Origin of the sequence: Acinetobacter haemolyticus CIP 64.3 = MTCC 9819 (assembly GCF_000369065.1) — a bacterium.
GTDB lineage: Bacteria > Pseudomonadota > Gammaproteobacteria > Pseudomonadales > Moraxellaceae > Acinetobacter > Acinetobacter haemolyticus.
This window is the reverse complement of sequence record NZ_KB849812.1, coordinates 17,284-34,130: the sequence shown is the minus strand read 5'-3', so window position 1 is coordinate 34,130 and position 16,847 is coordinate 17,284. Positions and strand designations below refer to the sequence as shown.

Sequence of the window (16,847 nt, the reverse complement as noted above, 5' to 3'; positions counted from 1 at the left end):
GTTTGATTTAAGAATCTTAATAAATTAGGGTGGGTGGGCAGATAAAGTGACTTTTTCATCATCTAATTTTGTATATCTGAAAAGTTGTCATATAATGTGGCACTTTAAAAAATTGTTACTACTAACTAAATATCGAGGAAGCCATGCAAGTAACGACTGAAGCGGTTTCGGGCGTTGCCCGTCGTTTAAATGTTTCTGTACCGACGAGCCGTGTTAACGAGCAATTTGAAGCTCGCTTAAAACGCACTGCCAAAACTGTGAAGATCAACGGCTTCCGTCCAGGTAAGGTGCCTTTAAATGTTGTTCGCCGTGAATATGGTGCAAGCATTTATCAAGAAGTTGTAAATGACGTCATCCGTGACACTGTTTTCGAAGCAATTCAACAAGAGAAAATCAATGCTGTCGGTATGCCGAACATTGAGAAAGTGGAAAACAAAGATGATGCTTTAGTTTATGAAGCAACTGTTGAAGTTTATCCAGAAGTAGAAGTGAAAGCTTTTGCTGACTTAGAAGTTGAACGTAAGTCATCAGAAATCAATGATAAAGACGTTGATGTCATGATTGAAAACTTGCAAAAGCAGCGTGCTTCTTGGACTGAAACCAAAGGCATGGCGAAAAAAGACATGCAAGTGACTTTCGACTTTGAAGGTACAGTTGATGGTGAGAAGTTTGAAGGTGGTGCTGCTGAAGACTTTAAACTTGTTCTTGGTTCAGGTCGTATGATTCCAGGTTTTGAAGATGGCATCATCGGCATGAAAAAAGGCGAAGAGAAAGTGATTGATGTTACTTTCCCTGAAGACTATCAAGCTGAAAACTTGGCTGGTAAAGCAGCTCAATTCAAAATCACTGTAAAGCTTGTTGAAAAACAAAAGCTTCCAGAGATTGATGCTGAGTTCTTAAAAATCTTTGGTTTAACTGAAGAAGAAGGCTTAGACAAATTAAAAGCTGACGTTCGTAAGAATATGGAACGTGAAGTTCGCAATGGTCTTCGTAACCAAGTAAAACAAGCGGCATTTGATGCACTTGTTGCTGCAAACGAAATTGAAGTTCCAGCTTCTATGGTTGCTCAAGAAATTGACCGTCAACGTCAACAAATGATCCAACAATTCACTCAGCAGTTTGGTGCTCAAGGCGCAGGTGCATTTGACAGCAGCATGCTTCCTGATGAATTGTTCAAAGAACAAGCTGAGAAATCAGTTAAGCTAGGCGTATTGGTAAGCAAAGTATTGGCTGATGCTAAACTTGAAGTTGATCAAGCACGTGTTGATGCTTATATCGATGACATGGCTTCTTCTTATGAAGATCCAACAGAAGTTGTTGAATACTTCAAAAATGACAAACAACAACGCGCTCAAATTGAAGCTGTTGTGTTAGAAGATCAAGTGGTTGATCACATTTTAGCTGCTGCTAAAGTAACTGATGTTGCGATCAGTTATGAAGACTTATTGAAAGAACAACAAGCTCGCCGTGGCTAATTTTTCAAAAGTTCTGAAGAAAGGCGCGTAAGCGCCTTTTTTTATCTGTCTTTGTCTCTGTTATGAATGTGTTAATTTGTCGAAAAATTGCCAAAAATCAGCTGAAATAATCGAATAATTCAGAGTGAACCTTTTGCAATTTCATCGATTATCCCTCATATTGTTGGCATAGACCGAGTCACAATAATTTAGGAATAAATAAACGTATGTATGTTCCAACAATTGAAAATGCTTTAGTTCCTGTTGTCGTTGAGCAATCATCTCGTGGTGAACGTTCATTTGATATTTTTTCACGTTTATTGCGTGAGCGCGTTATTTTCTTAACGGGCGAAGTTGAAGATAACATGGCAAACCTAATCGTTGCACAAATGTTATTCTTAGAAGCAGAGAACCCTGAAAAAGATATTCACCTTTATATTAATTCACCAGGTGGCTCAGTCACTGCGGGTATGGCGATTTATGACACCATGCAGTTTATTAAACCTGATGTTGTGACTTATTGTATGGGACAAGCAGCATCTATGGGTGCATTCTTGTTAAATGCAGGTGCGAAAGGTAAACGTTACTGTCTTGAAAATGCACGCGTCATGATTCACCAACCATTAGGTGGCTTCCGTGGTCAAGCTTCTGACATCGAAATCCATGCACGTGAGATTTTATTTATCAAAGAGCGTTTGAATCGTTTGATGGCTGAGCATAGTGGGCAAGACTATGAAACAGTGGCTCGTGATACTGATCGTGATAACTTCATGACAGCGCAAGCGGCGAAAGAATATGGTTTAGTTGATCAAGTATTAAGTAAGCGTCCGTAATTTTAAAGATTTAGAATTGGAGTAAATATGTCCGAACATCCTCAAGGACAAAAACATTGTTCATTTTGCGGTAAAACGCAGTCTGAAGTCGGGAAACTGATTGCAGGTGAGGACGCATATATTTGTAATGAGTGTGTGGATGTCTGCATGGACTTGGTTCAAACGAGTCAACAAGTTGAGGCAGGTGATTGGGCGAGTAAACCTTTGCCTAAGCCGCATGAAATACGTGCTGCCTTGGATCAGTATGTTATTGGACAAGATATCGCTAAGAAAACCTTATCTGTTGCAGTGTACAACCACTACAAGCGTTTAAAAGCAGGGCAGTCAGGTCATACACATAAAGAGATTGAGATTGCGAAAAGTAATATTTTGCTGATTGGACCTACAGGTTCAGGTAAAACTTTACTTGCACAAACACTTGCACGTTTACTCGATGTTCCTTTTGCAATGGCTGATGCAACTACATTAACCGAAGCTGGTTATGTAGGGGAAGATGTTGAAAACATTGTACAAAAGCTTTTGCAAAAAGCTGACTATGATGTTGAGAAAGCGCAAAAAGGAATCATCTATATTGATGAGATTGATAAGATTACGCGTAAATCTGAAAATCCATCGATTACCCGTGATGTGTCTGGTGAAGGCGTACAGCAAGCGTTATTAAAAATGATTGAAGGTACTGTCGCATCAATTCCTCCACAAGGTGGCCGTAAGCATCCTCAGCAAGAATTCATTCAGATTGATACTGCAAATATTTTGTTTATTTGTGGTGGTGCGTTCTCTGGTTTGGAAAAAATTGTCCAGCAGCGTCAAGAAAAAGGTGGAATTGGTTTCACCGCTGATGTGAAAAACAAAGATGACAGTAAAAAAGTCTCTGAACTATTCCGTCAGGTGGAAGCAACAGATCTTGTGAAGTTTGGTTTGATTCCAGAATTCATTGGTCGTTTGCCTGTGATTGCAACATTAGAAGAACTGGATGAAGAGGCATTAATGCAGATTCTGACAGAACCGAAAAATGCATTAACTCGTCAATACCAGTATTTGTTTACGATGGAAGATGTAGATCTAGTCTTCGAAGAGTCAGCTTTACGTGCGGTGGCGAAGAAAGCATTAGAACGTAATACAGGGGCTCGCGGTCTGCGTTCTATCTTGGAAAATGTACTGCTTGAAACGATGTATGATTTACCGAGTCGTTCAGATGTGGGTACTGTGATTGTTGATGAAGCTGTGATCAATGGAACAGCGAAGCCGAAGTTTAAGGCTGAGCGCTTACCTCAAACGACCAGTGTAGAAACAGTTGAAAAGAAAGACTTAAAGGTGATCGACTCCAAGTCAGCATAATCCTGATCTTGTATCGTTTATCTAAAAAGCATGAAAGGCTTCGCTTTTCATGCTTTTTTTATTTGCAATTAGACGTTGAGGTGTTAATCTTAAAAATTGAAAAATCCGCATAGTATTGCGTAGTTAAAAATAAATCCAAGAAAACGCCTTGAGGGATGTCATGCGTTATTTAATATTATCATTGTGCTGTGCAGGGGTGTTGGCAGGCTGTCAAAGTCATAAGACAGTTGAAGAAAAACCAACAGCGCTGACTGCAACGCTACCACCTATTGATACTGAGAAAGAGCCTGGTTTATTTGATCAATACCATGTGGGTGGTTTCACAGTGGGTGGTTGGGTAAATCAAAAATTAGGTCAGCATTTCAGTCCGATTAAACCGCAAAATGAGCAGGCTGCTGTGGTCTACTTATATCGTCCTGATACGCGTTGGAATCGCCAAGAGATCGCCGCTGCAAATTTATTTATCAATGGGCATCGCATTCCAAGCTTATTGCATAATCACTATTATTGGCTTGAATTGCCTGCTGGCACTTATCGTTTAAGTGTGAGTCGTCCTTTGGTTGGATTACATTTTCAAAAACCGAAGTACATCGATTTTAGCGTGGACGCAGGGCAGACCTATTTTATTAAGTACGACGAAGAGAACAAAGTCGAGCGTAGTGTGCGTTCAGGTCCATTTATGCCAACACCTGATAAAGTTGCTCGTCAGGAAATCGCATTTACCCGTTTAAAATCGTCTAGTTATAATTTTGTGGCACAGGAAGAATCGGGGAAAGTACGTTCCAAACCCCAAGAGCTTAAACCTGAAAAATATGATGCTAAATCAGAAGTGCATCTCGTGAAGCCTTTTAAATTATGGAATCCTTTGACGTGGTAATATGCCATGATAATCTATGTAGAAAGGCGCAATCTAGTTTTGCCTTTCTACATATAGGTAATTAAAGCTTAGAAATAGTAACCTAAGTTAATATTAAAACGTTGTTCAGTTTTAGAACTATCACCTGCAACGCTTCCTCCGATGAAAGGTTGATTTTTTGCGTTCACAAAGTCGATATAGCTAAAGAAATTACCCGCAGAAACCGCAACACCTGTCGTGTTCATGATAGTATCGCGGCTATTGTCAGATTTATCGTAAATCATCCCGTAATCATTATAAAATTGTAGTTGCGAAATTGGCCCTAGAGAAATGGGTAATGTATAAGCAATATTTGCACTTAATGACTTGGCCTGAGCCGCTATAGAATCATAAAAACCGTAGGCACCTACAATCATGCGATCTGCATTGTTGTTGACATTGTAGTCATATTGGCTGTGCTGTAATTGGAAGTTCCAACGCTGATAATTACTATTGAGATGAACCGCCCATGCGTGGTAATTTCCGACACGGTTTTGGTTGTCATGTAATCCACCATAAAGGGCCGATGTACCTATTTCACTGATAACCCCACCGATATCGAATTGATAACCTACGCGACCTGCAAGCGTATTGTATTCACCAATTTTTTGTGTGGGCTCAGCATAAATATCCTCACCTTTAGTTCGTACGCCAACTACATCGTATGAGTAGCGTTTACTACGATCATCAACATAACCATCAACACCGCCTAATTCATCATTTTTATAGAAGCCTAAATCCAGTCGCCAATTATCTTTCATTTGACGTGAAACTAAGATCCCAAGATCAAAGTCATCCTCTAGACCAATATAATAATTGGGGCTGAAATAGTAGCTGTGAGAGTTATAAGGTTGATTACCAAAGCGCACAGGTGTAATTCCAGCTTTAACTTCCCAATTCGGTAGGAATTCATAACCCAACCACGCATATTTGACGGTCGTCATGTAGTCATAAAAACGCAGTTCTGCACCGAGCAGGATGTCGTCAACATTGCCATTAAATTTGAGTGCGATCATATCGAAATCAAAATCGCCATGACGGTCTTTATTGCCTTTTTCGTATGAGTTGATACCTAAATTGGCACGAACTGCTCCTCCGACTTCAACTTTACTTTTTTTAGCCTCAGTGTGGGTGGTCTCTATTTTCTCATCTGATGCTTTAGCTTGTTGTTGGTGTAGTTTGGTTTCGAGTGCAGCAAGTTGTTGTTTTAAATTATTGATCTGTTGCTGTAAGTCAGGTTCACTTTGAGCATAGCTGCTAGAACAAATAGCAAATGTGGATAGAAGTAAGAATCTTTGATAAAGCATAATATTGAGCGCCCTCCCTTGTTAATGTTTAAGCAGTGTAATAGAGGTTTCATCGTATTATCAAATTTCAAGCATTAAAAAAGGCATTGAGGATAACCTCAATGCCTTTAAAGTGAATATTACTTATATTTTGTTGATATACACGGAAGCTTAAGCTTGTGCAGCATCAACCACTGGAATTTTTCCAATTTTTGCTTGCCAGATTTTTGGAGCAGTTGCGTGGATAGAAGTACCATTGACATCAACGGCAACGGACACAGGCATATCTTCAACCACAAATTTGTAGATTGCTTCCATACCTAGGTCAGCAAATGCAACGACTTCCGCTTCACGTACAGCTTTAGACACGAGGTAAGCAGCACCACCAACAGCCATGAGGTAGGTTGCTTTATTGTCTTTGATTGCTTCAACAGCCGCAGGACCACGATCCGCTTTACCGATCATGCCGAATAAGCCAGTTGCTTCTAAGACTTGACGCGTAAATTTATCCATACGTGTCGCAGTTGTCGGACCAGCAGGACCAACCACTTCATCACCTACTGGATCAACAGGACCGACGTAGTAAATAAATTTACCTTTTAAGTCGACTGGAAGTTCTTCACCATTATTTAACATGTCGACCATGCGTTTGTGTGCTGCATCACGACCTGTATAAATTGTACCGTTAAGAAGTAAGGTATCTCCTGGTTTCCATGAGTCCATTTCTTCTTGTGTAATGGTATCAAGGTTTACACGTTTTGATTGAGAAGAATCCCAAGTCACAGCAGGGTAGTCTTCAAGTTTAGGCGCTTGAATGTGTGCAACACCTGTACCATCTAACTGGAAGTGTGCGTGACGAGTCGCAGCACAGTTTGGAATCATACCGACTGGCTTACCTGCAGCATGACATGGGTAATCTTTGATTTTAATATCAAGAACAGTCGTCAAACCACCAAGGCCTTGAGCACCAATACCCAACGCATTTACTTTTTCGAAGATCTCGATACGGAGTTCTTCCATCTTGTTTTGTGGACCGCGACGAAGTAATTCGTCCATGTTGATTTCTTCCATGAGCGCTTCTTTCGCAAGCATCATGGCTTTTTCAGCAGTACCACCGATACCAATACCGAGCATACCTGGTGGACACCAACCTGCACCCATCGTTGGAACGGTTTTAAGTACCCAATCCACGATCGAATCAGATGGGTTAAGCATCGCAAGTTTAGATTTATTTTCTGAACCGCCACCTTTTGCTGCAACGGTAATATCGACTTTATTCCCTGGTACGAGTTTGTAGTGAATGACCGCAGGGGTATTGTCTTTGGTATTTTTACGACCAAAAGCTGGATCAGCAAGAACTGAAGCACGAAGTACGTTTGAATTTTCTAAGTAACCTTGGCGTACACCTTCGTTCACTGCATCATCTAAGCTCATGGTTAAATCAAATTTAACGTCTAAGCCAACTTCAAGGAAAACGTTAACGATCCCTGTATCTTGACAGATTGGTCGGTGACCTTCAGCACACATACGTGAGTTGATGAGGATCTGTGCAATAGCATCTTTTGCAGCTTTGTTCTCTTCACGATCATACGCACGGCTCATCGCTTGGATGAAGTCTTGTGGGTGATAGTAAGAAATAAACTGGAGGGCATCCTTGATTGATGTAATCAAGTCATCTTGTTTGATGATCGTTGTCATATCAAAATTCTCTTGAGCGGGCGATTAGCTGGCGGGCTAAATTATATGACAAAAAGCTCGGATTGTGGGAGTTTTAAACGACTTTTGGCTAAAGGCCTAAAGATTTGACTCCTTTCTCAATGATCTAATCCTTATTGGTTTTTTAAATTCAAATAATATAAGAGACTTAATAATGAACTTACTTCATGCGCATTTGAGAGGGAGAATAACCAAAATATTTTTTAAATCGATTACTAAAATGACTGCTAGAACTAAAACCATATTGCGCAGAAATTTCGGTTAAATTGAGATTGGTTTGCTGTAATGCTTGATGTGCTTGCTCTAAGCGGCGTTGCATTACATATTGGTGAGGTGGCATACGCATCGATTGCTTAAACATATGGGCAAAATGATACTCACTCAGTTGAGCTTGCTGTGCCAAGTCAGAGAGTGTCAAACTGAGATGGAGATTGTGATCAATCCACTGCAATAATTGTTTCAACACATACGGTGATAATCCCCCTTTAACTTCCGGTGCTTGCCATTGGGCGTGGCTATAATTTTTAATTAAATGGTTGAGTAAGAGTGTGGTTGCGGTACTCATTTGTAAGTGATTTTCACGATTTTGCCATGCACCATTGAGTAAAAAATGTCGGTAAATCATGGCAATGTGTGGATCAGCAACAAAAGTCTGTGGATTTAAAATAATTTGGTTGGGTTCACGATCCCAAACTTGTTCTGCGACACGTTGTAAATGTTGTTGGGTGTAATAGAGATGGACAAAAGTGAGTGAGTCACGAAGATCCCATGTTGATTCAAAATCTTGGGGCATCAAGCACATATGATCAGGGCCACCACCATTATGCCAACCTTGAGCAGTTTTTTGATAGCTTTGATATCCGCCTTGAATGTACATACTTAGTGTATGGTGATTGCTGCAAACATTGACGCGATCTTGATTATTGTGCCACATCGCGAGTTGCATACCTGAACCCAGTTCTACTGAGTCAAGCAATTCAGCTTTATATTGTTGTAATTGATCTAGAATCTGATATTTCATCTTCTACTCAAAGGTTTAAATATGTGACTAGTGTAGCGATTTTTGATTGCGTTTGTCATTAGTAAGGATGATGTAAATATAATCGCAATTTGATGATAATCATCGCAAGAACATGCAAGAGAAAAAGATCTGAAACATCGCAAAATAGCAGCTATGTAAATGATCTGGTTAAATGAGATGAATGCGCTGTTATATGCTTTGGTTGTGTTGATTTGGGGAACCACATGGATTGCGATTAGTTTGCAACAACAAAGTGGAATCTCAGCAAATGTTGCAGTGTTTTGGCGTTTCTTTATTTCAGCGGTTGTTCTCTTTGTCTTTATTGCGCTCACCAAGAAATTACAGAAACTTGCATTAAAAGATCATCTATTTTGTGTATTACAGGGGCTATGTGTTTTTGGCTTAAATTTCGTCTGTTTTTATTATGCTGTGCAATATATTAGCAGTGGGTTGGAAGCGGTGATCTTTTCTATGGCTATGATTTTCAATGTAATCAATGCTAAATTCTTTTTTGATCAAGAGATTTCACCGCGCTTTTATCCAGCCGCTTTGATGGGACTTTTGGGTATGCTGGCCTTATTTTGGCATGATGTGTTTGGTACAACATTGAACTATCAGACATTGATTGGGATCGGATTGTGTGTGTTGGGTACGTATGGCTTCTCACTGGGCAATATGATTAGTACTCGACATCAAAAACATGGATTAGATATTTTTAGTACCAATGCTTACGGCATGTTATATGGTGCGATCTTGATGGCGTTGATTTCGGGGATTAAGCAAGACAATTTCTTTCCAAGTATGCAGTTCAGTGCGTTGAGTGCATTATTGTATTTAGCGCTTTTTGGGTCAGTGATTGGATTTACTGCCTATTTCTATCTCATCGGACGGATTGGTGCAGCGAAGGCAGCCTATAGTACGTTATTATTTCCATTGGTGGCTTTAGTTGTGGCGACAATTTGGGAAGGCTATCAATGGCAGCTTAACGCTGTGATCGGCGTGGTCTTGATTCTTGGTGGAAATGCTATTTTCTTTATCAAAATGCCACGAATCCAAACGATATTTACGTCTTCTAAGCAACTCTGAATGAGCTTGCCATATTTAAGGAAGAGAAAAATGCAGGCGCATTTGGCAAAGCAGATTATCGATATCTATAAGAAATATGGACGTTCATGGACCGAACATCGTGGAACCTATTTGTATGAAAAGGTTTGGTTGGATCGATTTTTATCTTTAATCCCTGTTCCATCCAAAATTCTAGATTTGGGCTGTGGCTCAGCCAAGCCAATTGCGGCATATTTGATTGAGCAGGGTCATGAGGTAACGGGGGTGGACGCTTCGGATGTCATGATTGAAATGGCTCAGCAAAATTTTCCTGAACAGCACTGGATACAACAAGATTTTCGTAGTTTTCAATCAGATCAAAAGTTTCAAGGTATTTTAGCTTGGGACAGTTTTTTTCATTTGACCCATGATGATCAAAGAAAAATGTTTGGGTTATTTTCAGATCATGCTGTGGCGGGTGCTGCATTAATGTTTACTAGTGGCCCTGCACATGGGGAGGCGATTGGTGAGATGTTTGGTGAGCCTCTGTACCATGCCAGTTTATCGGCAGATGAATATCGCCTTTTATTAAAGCAACATGGATTTGAAGTGATAAAAATGATAGCAGAGGATGCTGAATGTGCAGGGCATACGGTGTGGTTGGCAAGATTTATTTGAAAATAGCGATTTAGTGAGATAGATGGATTTTTAATCACAAAAGCCAGTTTTAGTTTGTAGGTATTATTTTTTAGATTTAGTTTAATACAATATCGTTAACTCAATATTTTGGTTGTACCAATATCTTTCGAAAATGCTTTTGGATACATTCGGGAATAAGCACCGTGAATTTCGTTATCAGATAAAGATAATACCTGTCGGAGATTTGTACTCATAAAGGATAGAGTTGCTGCAATGATAAGAATCAGGCTGAGTAAAATCAAAGTTATATTTATGCCGAAGTTACTTATAAAAATACCTGTAATAACAACACCTATTGGGTTTGCGATACCTGTTCCAAATGTGGATGAGGCGCTGACTCTGTTTAGGAAGTTATGTGGTACTGCTGCGCTACGCATAAAACTGGTATTGGTTAGAGCAACCATTAAGCCACAGCCAGCTACACACATGCTAAAACACATCAAACTAAAATAGCCAATGTGAAAAACGGATAAGACTTGGCTCATGAGCGCAAATATTAAAATACCTACACTTAACGCTAAATATCCTGAGTATGTGGTTATTGCTCGACCAAACAAAGAATTGGCGAGAGTTGCGAGTTTTGTTGCGCCTAAAAACATGCCGATTGCAAATGATGTGTCAACGATACCAAGTAGTAGAGGGGTCTTACTAAAATTTTGATAAAAGTAAGTGGGTAGAGCGACACTAAAAAAAGGAAATAAGCCTAAATTTATAAAAAAAGTAATTTTAATTAAACTAATTTCTGGAGGGAGTTGTTTTAGGGTAGAAAAACCACTGTTCCACTTAGGACGTTTGAGCTTAGAGTTTATCTTCGAGCCGACATTTAAAATTTTTATTGAATTTAATAAAATGATTGAGAAAAGAATCAACCCGACGCCAAACCAAATCGTATTATGTGCACCGATGAGCGAAATTAATCCTGTTCCTAATATAGGTGAGCAAAAGGTCACAATTGTCATCGCTGCTGATCGCCATTGGATAGCGCTGGAAAGTTGTTCTTTGCTGATTTGAAATGGAACGATACTGCTTTGGAGTGGTTCACGAATACCAATGGCTAAACCACCTAAAGCTTGGCAAATAATAAGTACAATTGCTAGATAGGTCTGTGTCGTTGCTAACAAGGCGATGGTGATTGCTGAGATTAGACTCATCCAATAACATAATGAAATCAGTCGTTGTTTATCATAGGTATCACCGAGTGATCCAAATATTCCCCGTGCTAAGATGTCTGCCGCTGTGCCTATCGCAACAAAGATTACAAATGCTCTTGCATCGCTGGTTATCGAAAGAACCCACCATGCAAGAGCTAGATGTATACAACGTGAAGCAATACTATTCAGAATTGCGGAAAATTGAACAAAATAAAAACCTTTTCCAAAGGAGTATGGCGTCAAGCTTATTTACTCCTAGGCTAGGTTTATTGTTGCGCTGCCTGAATCGCCGTTAACGCAATGGTAAACACGATATCATCGACCAAAGCACCGCGAGACAAATCATTGACTGGTTTATTTAAACCTTGCAGCATTGGGCCGACACTGACCACATTGGCAGCACGTTGTACTGCTTTATAAGTGGTATTACCCGTGTTTAAATCAGGGAAAATAAATACATTGGCACGACCTGCAACTTGCGAATCAGGTGCCTTTTGGCGCCCGACACTTTCTACTGAAGCCGCATCATATTGCAAAGGTCCATCAATGAGGAGATCGGGACGACGCTGTTGGGCGATTTGAGTTGCTTCAGCGACCTTTTCAACATCCGCACCTGTGCCAGAGGTTCCTGTTGAATAGCTGATCATCGCAATACGAGGGTCGAGACCAAACGCTTTTGCAGAATCAGCAGATTGAATGGCAATCTCGGCCAATTGTTCTGCATTCGGATCTGGATTGATTGCACAGTCACCATACACATAGACTTCATCTGGTAACAGCATAAAGAATACAGAAGAAACCAACGAATAATTAGGCGCAGTCTTAATCAACTGGAAGGCAGGACGTACTGTGTTGGCGGTCGTATGAATCGCACCAGAAACTAAACCGTCAACTTCATCTAAGGCTAACATCATCGTACCCAGTACGACGGTATCTTGAAGTTGCGCTTTGGCTTGTAAGGCATCTAATTTACCTTTGCGTAGCTCAACCATTGGATCGATGTAGCGGTCACGGATAGTGTCAGGATCAATGATCTTTAAATCACTCGGTAATTGAATACCACGAGCTTTTGCAACTTCTGCAACAGATTCGGGTTTTGCCAATAAGATACATTGTGCGATACCTCGATTCTGACAAATCACAGCCGCTTGTACGGTGCGAGGTTCGTCGCCTTCAGGTAGCACAATGCATTTTTTCGCAGAAATAGATTTTTGGACTAACTCATAACGGAATGCTGAAGGAGATAGGCGCGGGTGTAAATTGTTTTGGGTGTGTTGATCCAGCCATTGACTGTCAATATGGCTTGATACAAAGCGTGTAACTTGTTCAGCACGTTCAGTATCATCGATTGGAATTTCATTCCCAAAACGACTGAGTTTCTTCAATGCTTCTAAGGTTGTGAGGGGTGTGTGTAAGACTGGTAAACCTTGTTTGATTGCACTTTGGCAAAACTCAAGCACATTTGCTGCGGGTGGGGATGGTTCTGTGAGAACTAATCCTGCCAATGGTGTTCCATTACTGCTGGCAAGACTGGCAGCAAGTAAAATATCAGCGCGCTGAGATGCACCAATAATCAGCTCACCTGGTACAAATTTGTGAAGTTCAGATTCAATATTAGATGCAATTAAACTGGTATGTAATATACGTCGATGTTTGGCTTCACCTTGATGTAACCATGTTCCATTGACAATCGGGGCAATGTCTAAACTTCGCGGAACGCTCAAAATATTACTAAAAGGCACTAAGCCAATAATAGGTAGGGCCTCGGTTCCGATATGGCGGTTATAACGTTGTAACTCTACTGCATAACGATCTATCTTTTCACCTAAGCGTAAACTTGGATCGAGTGTGACAGGAATTTGTGCCGTATCTTCAGGCAAACCTTTGGTTCGCATAAATAGAATGCCAGTCGTACGTGCTGAAGAAGCGCCACCAAATTGTCTAAGATGTGCATCTATTCGTTCTGCGGTTTTGCGAGGATCTGACAAGTCAGCGGTACTGACCAAGACCACTTGAGCATCTAAAGCTTGTGCTAAGGCAGCATTGATTTCACTCACAAAATGGTCTTGGCCATTTGGAACAAGCCCTTCAACAATGATCACATCATGATGCGCCGCGATTTGGCGATGTAAAGCCACCGCTTCTTCAAGCAATTCATCTGTTTCACCGAGCGCAATCAATTGTGTTAATCGATCATAGGTCATCGGTTCTACAGCATGATGCTGAAATAGATGATGGTATAAGGTTGTGGTGCGATCAACAGTTGCTTCAGCAATTTGAGAGAAGGGTTTTAAAAATCCTGCATTAATGCCTTTACAGTCTAGTGCATAGATCATGCCTAGACAGGCTGAGGTTAAACCTACACCTTCACCAGTTGGAATAAGTAAAATTGTATTCATAATGACCTTAAAATTCGATTTATTGGTTAATTAAGTTGTCCAAGCACTTGGCGCGTTTCTTTGGCAATCCTTCCTTCTTCATCGGTTGGGATGACCCAGATTTGTGGACCTGTACCATGATCAATCCGACCTTCGGTACCACGTGCTAAGCTATTATTTTTTTCTACACTAAATTGCAAACCAAAGTGTGGTAGATAGGCTACGGTTTTCTCACGAATATTGGCAGCGTTCTCACCAATACCACCTGTAAAAATTAAACCATCTAAACGAGGGAGCCCACAACTTAAAGCTGATAAAGATTTAGCGAGACGATAGCAGAAGACTTCGATTGCGAGAGTTGCACCTTCATGCCCATTTTCTGAGGCTTCAACTAGGGTTCGCATATCATTAGAAAGATCAGATAAACCCAGTAAACCGCTTTCTTTATTCAACATATTGTCGATTTTCTGAATATCCCATCCTAGATTATTGGATAAGAACAAAGGGAGGCTTGGATCAACATCCCCACTTCGGGTGCCCATAACGACACCTTCTAGCGGTGTCATTCCCATAGAGGTATCAATACTTTCACCATTCCAGATTGCACAGGTTGAGCTGCCATTACCAAGATGTGCACTGAGCCATCCACCTTGATTTTTTTGGCCAGCTAACTCACTTGCTCGCTCTGAAACATAGGCATGACTCGTACCATGGAAGCCGTAACGGCGAACTTGATAATCTGAGTATAAAAACTGTGGTAGTGCATAACGATAAGCACGTTCAGGCATAGTTTGATGAAAAGCAGTATCAAAGACAGCGACTTGAGGTAAATGTGGAAATAGCGCTAAGGTGGCTTCAATACCAATTAAATTGGCTGGATTGTGTAGCGGTGCTAAAGGAACAGCATGACGAATACGATCAATGGTGTCCTGTGTTAAACGTTCAGCATGTGTCATGGTTCCACCATGTACCACTCGATGTCCGATCGCTTGAGGATTATAATTTGCTAGACGAGCTAATAGCGTTTCAAGTGCTTTGGCGTGATCTGCATAGGGAATGGATAGTTCAAGTGGTTCACCACCGATTGTGATGCCTTTAATCCGTGCATCAGCTGCGCCTAAATTTTCTGCCAAACCGTAAATACGATCTTCACGACGTTCTGAGATCAGGGCATATTTAATAGATGAAGAGCCACAATTAATTACTAATACAGATATAGCCACGTTTGAACACCTAACCAATTTTAAATTTTATGATAAGCATTTTGAGTTTACGATCATCGAAGAACAGTAAAAACAAGCGCAATGTTTTAACATGAGGTGTTGCATTGGCAAAATAGACTTTAGCCTATACAACTTTTTATAAATCAACGGAATTAATATTTTTCAGTATAGTTTGTAAATAAGAAATACTTTTGATTAATCTGTTGGTTTTCACTGTTTTTTTGTATGAAAATATATAAAAACACGATAAAGATCAAATGAATGAACTTTATCGTGTCTTGGTTTAACTAGATGAGTTTTAATTATTGACGGATTTGACCATCACCAAAGACGATCCATTTCTGAGAGGTTAATCCCTCAAGACCTACAGGACCACGGGCATGAATTTTATCAGTAGAAATACCGATCTCAGCACCTAGCCCATATTCAAAGCCATCTGCAAAACGAGTTGATGCATTGATCATTACAGAGCTTGAGTCAACACGCGCTAAGAACTCTCGCGCTAGACTAAAGTTTTCAGTAATGATGGCATCTGTATGATGCGAACCATATTTGTTGATATGTTCGATTGCTTCATCCATGCCAGTCACCACTTTTACCGCAAGAATTGGCCCTAAATATTCAGTATACCAATCATCTTCTGTCGCAGTTTTAACAGAAACACCTAAGATACGTTGTGTCTCTGGGCAGCCTCGTAACTCGACCTGTTTCTCGGCATATAATTCGGCAATATGCGGTAAAAATTCCTCTGCAATTGCTTCATCGACCAATAAAGTTTCCATTGCATTACACACCCCATAGCGATGGGTTTTAGCATTTAATGCAATTGGAAGTGCTTTTTGCAGATCTGCTTGAGCTTCAACAAACACATGACAGTTACCGTCTAGATGTTTAATGACCGGGATACGTGCTTCTTGACTAATACGTTCGATCAGGCTTTTTCCACCACGCGGTACAATCACATCAACATATTCAGTCATGGTAATTAGGTGGCCGACTGCTGAACGATCTGGTGTATCAATCACTTGAACGGCATGTTCTGGCAAACCTGAAATTTGCAAGCCATGTTGAATCGCGGTTGCAATTGCTTTGTTGGATTCAAGAGCTTCTGAACCGCCACGTAAAATAATGGCATTACCAGACTTTAAAGCCAAAGACGCTGCTTCAAGCGTAACATTTGGACGTGATTCATAGATCATGCCAATGACACCCAATGGGACACGCATTTTACCCAATTGAATACCTGATGGACGATAAGCGAGATCGGTAATTTCTCCAATAGGATCAATTAAGGCGATGACATCTTTTAAACCTTGAAGCATTCCTTTAAAACGCGCGGGTGTAAGTTCTAAACGGTCTAGCAAAGCAGTGTCTAATTGTTTTTGACGACCATTTTGCATATCAATTTGATTGGCCGCTAAAATTTGTGTTTGGTTATTTTCCAACGCTGTATAAATCGCAGACAAAGCATGGTTTTTAAGATGAGTTGATGCACTCATTAAAACACGAGAAGCTTGGCGCGCTTGAATACCCACTTGTTGCATATAATTTTCAATAGAATCTTGCATAGCATTTTAAGGATTGCCTGTACTAATAAGATAGTAACAGTCAAATGCAGAACAATGAATAGGCGGAACTGACAATTCAAAAAAATTAAAAATGTTAATTGACGCAAATTTTTTTATTTTAGTGCGATAGAGATATTGAATATAAAACGGAGATTACATATTTTGCAAAAGATTATTGGATTAAACAAGATAAGTGGTAAAGGAAATGATTGCGTATAAAACGTGCATTTGTATAGAATGA

General features: G+C 40.2%; 13 protein-coding genes. 6 read left to right on the top strand and 7 right to left on the bottom strand.

The genetic code is table 11. The features are described from left to right. Positions 1–143: 143 nt before the first annotated feature. The 4 genes from tig (at position 144) to F927_RS14240 (ending at position 4,502) form a co-directional block, all read left to right on the top strand. On the top strand, positions 144–1,475 hold the full coding sequence (tig, locus tag F927_RS14255) for a trigger factor (RefSeq protein WP_004640930.1): 1,332 nt from the start codon (positions 144–146) through the stop codon (positions 1,473–1,475). Between the two features lie 206 nt (positions 1,476–1,681). Then, a complete protein-coding gene (gene clpP / locus F927_RS14250) occupies positions 1,682–2,287 on the top strand; it encodes an ATP-dependent Clp endopeptidase proteolytic subunit ClpP (protein ID WP_004640929.1) in 606 nt (201 codons plus the stop codon). 27 nt (positions 2,288–2,314) lie between these two features. Then, positions 2,315–3,625: an ATP-dependent Clp protease ATP-binding subunit ClpX gene (clpX, locus tag F927_RS14245; protein ID WP_004640927.1), complete on the top strand. Its 1,311-nt coding sequence runs from the start codon at positions 2,315–2,317 to the stop codon at positions 3,623–3,625. Between the two features lie 160 nt (positions 3,626–3,785). Beyond that, positions 3,786–4,502, top strand: coding sequence for a DUF2846 domain-containing protein (locus tag F927_RS14240; RefSeq protein WP_005086756.1), 717 nt, complete (start codon positions 3,786–3,788; stop codon positions 4,500–4,502). Between the two features lie 68 nt (positions 4,503–4,570). Here F927_RS14240 and F927_RS14235 read toward each other — a convergent pair whose 3' ends face one another. From F927_RS14235 to F927_RS14225, 3 genes are all read right to left on the bottom strand, one after another. Next, complete coding sequence (locus F927_RS14235) at positions 4,571–5,827, bottom strand: hypothetical protein (RefSeq protein WP_005086754.1); 1,257 nt, start codon at positions 5,825–5,827, stop codon at positions 4,571–4,573. Positions 5,828–5,977: 150 nt separating this feature from the next. Then, positions 5,978–7,504, bottom strand: coding sequence for a fumarate hydratase (locus F927_RS14230; protein ID WP_004640921.1), 1,527 nt, complete (start codon positions 7,502–7,504; stop codon positions 5,978–5,980). A gap of 178 nt (positions 7,505–7,682) precedes the next feature. Continuing rightward, positions 7,683–8,543 carry a helix-turn-helix transcriptional regulator gene (locus F927_RS14225; RefSeq protein ID WP_004640920.1) on the bottom strand — a complete coding sequence of 287 codons (861 nt, stop codon included), beginning with the start codon at positions 8,541–8,543 and terminating at the stop codon, positions 7,683–7,685. 177 nt (positions 8,544–8,720) lie between these two features. Between F927_RS14225 and F927_RS14220 the strand changes: the two genes are divergently transcribed. Both F927_RS14220 and F927_RS14215 read left to right on the top strand, forming a co-directional pair. Continuing rightward, positions 8,721–9,629 carry a DMT family transporter gene (locus F927_RS14220; protein ID WP_026057239.1) on the top strand — a complete coding sequence of 303 codons (909 nt, stop codon included), beginning with the start codon at positions 8,721–8,723 and terminating at the stop codon, positions 9,627–9,629. 30 nt (positions 9,630–9,659) lie between these two features. Beyond that, entirely contained in the window at positions 9,660–10,265 is a 606-nt protein-coding gene (locus F927_RS14215; RefSeq protein ID WP_005086750.1) for a class I SAM-dependent methyltransferase, read from the top strand. Between the two features lie 95 nt (positions 10,266–10,360). On the opposite strand, the gene F927_RS14210 is transcribed toward F927_RS14215, so the two are convergent. The 4 genes from F927_RS14210 to F927_RS14195 all read right to left on the bottom strand — a co-directional run bounded on the left by F927_RS14210 (position 10,361) and on the right by F927_RS14195 (position 16,606). Then, complete coding sequence (locus F927_RS14210) at positions 10,361–11,680, bottom strand: MFS transporter (RefSeq protein WP_005086748.1); 1,320 nt, start codon at positions 11,678–11,680, stop codon at positions 10,361–10,363. A gap of 23 nt (positions 11,681–11,703) precedes the next feature. Then, positions 11,704–13,836 (bottom strand): phosphate acetyltransferase, encoded by a 2,133-nt coding sequence (gene pta, locus F927_RS14205; protein ID WP_005086747.1) that lies wholly within the window; start codon positions 13,834–13,836, stop codon positions 11,704–11,706. Positions 13,837–13,862: 26 nt separating this feature from the next. Next, entirely contained in the window at positions 13,863–15,038 is a 1,176-nt protein-coding gene (locus F927_RS14200; RefSeq protein ID WP_004640913.1) for an acetate/propionate family kinase, read from the bottom strand. Positions 15,039–15,340: 302 nt separating this feature from the next. Then, complete coding sequence (locus F927_RS14195) at positions 15,341–16,606, bottom strand: glutamate-5-semialdehyde dehydrogenase (protein WP_004640911.1); 1,266 nt, start codon at positions 16,604–16,606, stop codon at positions 15,341–15,343. Between the last annotated feature and the right edge of the window lie 241 nt (positions 16,607–16,847).

Coding starts and splice junctions, on each gene's coding strand:
- tig (WP_004640930.1), top strand. CDS start 144: ATGCAAGTAACGACTGAAGCGGTTTCGGGCGTTGCCCGTCGTTTAAAT.
- clpP (WP_004640929.1), top strand. CDS start 1,682: ATGTATGTTCCAACAATTGAAAATGCTTTAGTTCCTGTTGTCGTTGAG.
- clpX (WP_004640927.1), top strand. CDS start 2,315: ATGTCCGAACATCCTCAAGGACAAAAACATTGTTCATTTTGCGGTAAA.
- F927_RS14240 (WP_005086756.1), top strand. CDS start 3,786: ATGCGTTATTTAATATTATCATTGTGCTGTGCAGGGGTGTTGGCAGGC.
- F927_RS14235 (WP_005086754.1), bottom strand. CDS start 5,827: ATGCTTTATCAAAGATTCTTACTTCTATCCACATTTGCTATTTGTTCT.
- F927_RS14230 (WP_004640921.1), bottom strand. CDS start 7,504: ATGACAACGATCATCAAACAAGATGACTTGATTACATCAATCAAGGAT.
- F927_RS14225 (WP_004640920.1), bottom strand. CDS start 8,543: ATGAAATATCAGATTCTAGATCAATTACAACAATATAAAGCTGAATTG.
- F927_RS14220 (WP_026057239.1), top strand. CDS start 8,721: ATGAATGCGCTGTTATATGCTTTGGTTGTGTTGATTTGGGGAACCACA.
- F927_RS14215 (WP_005086750.1), top strand. CDS start 9,660: ATGCAGGCGCATTTGGCAAAGCAGATTATCGATATCTATAAGAAATAT.
- pta (WP_005086747.1), bottom strand. CDS start 13,836: ATGAATACAATTTTACTTATTCCAACTGGTGAAGGTGTAGGTTTAACC.
- F927_RS14195 (WP_004640911.1), bottom strand. CDS start 16,606: ATGCAAGATTCTATTGAAAATTATATGCAACAAGTGGGTATTCAAGCG.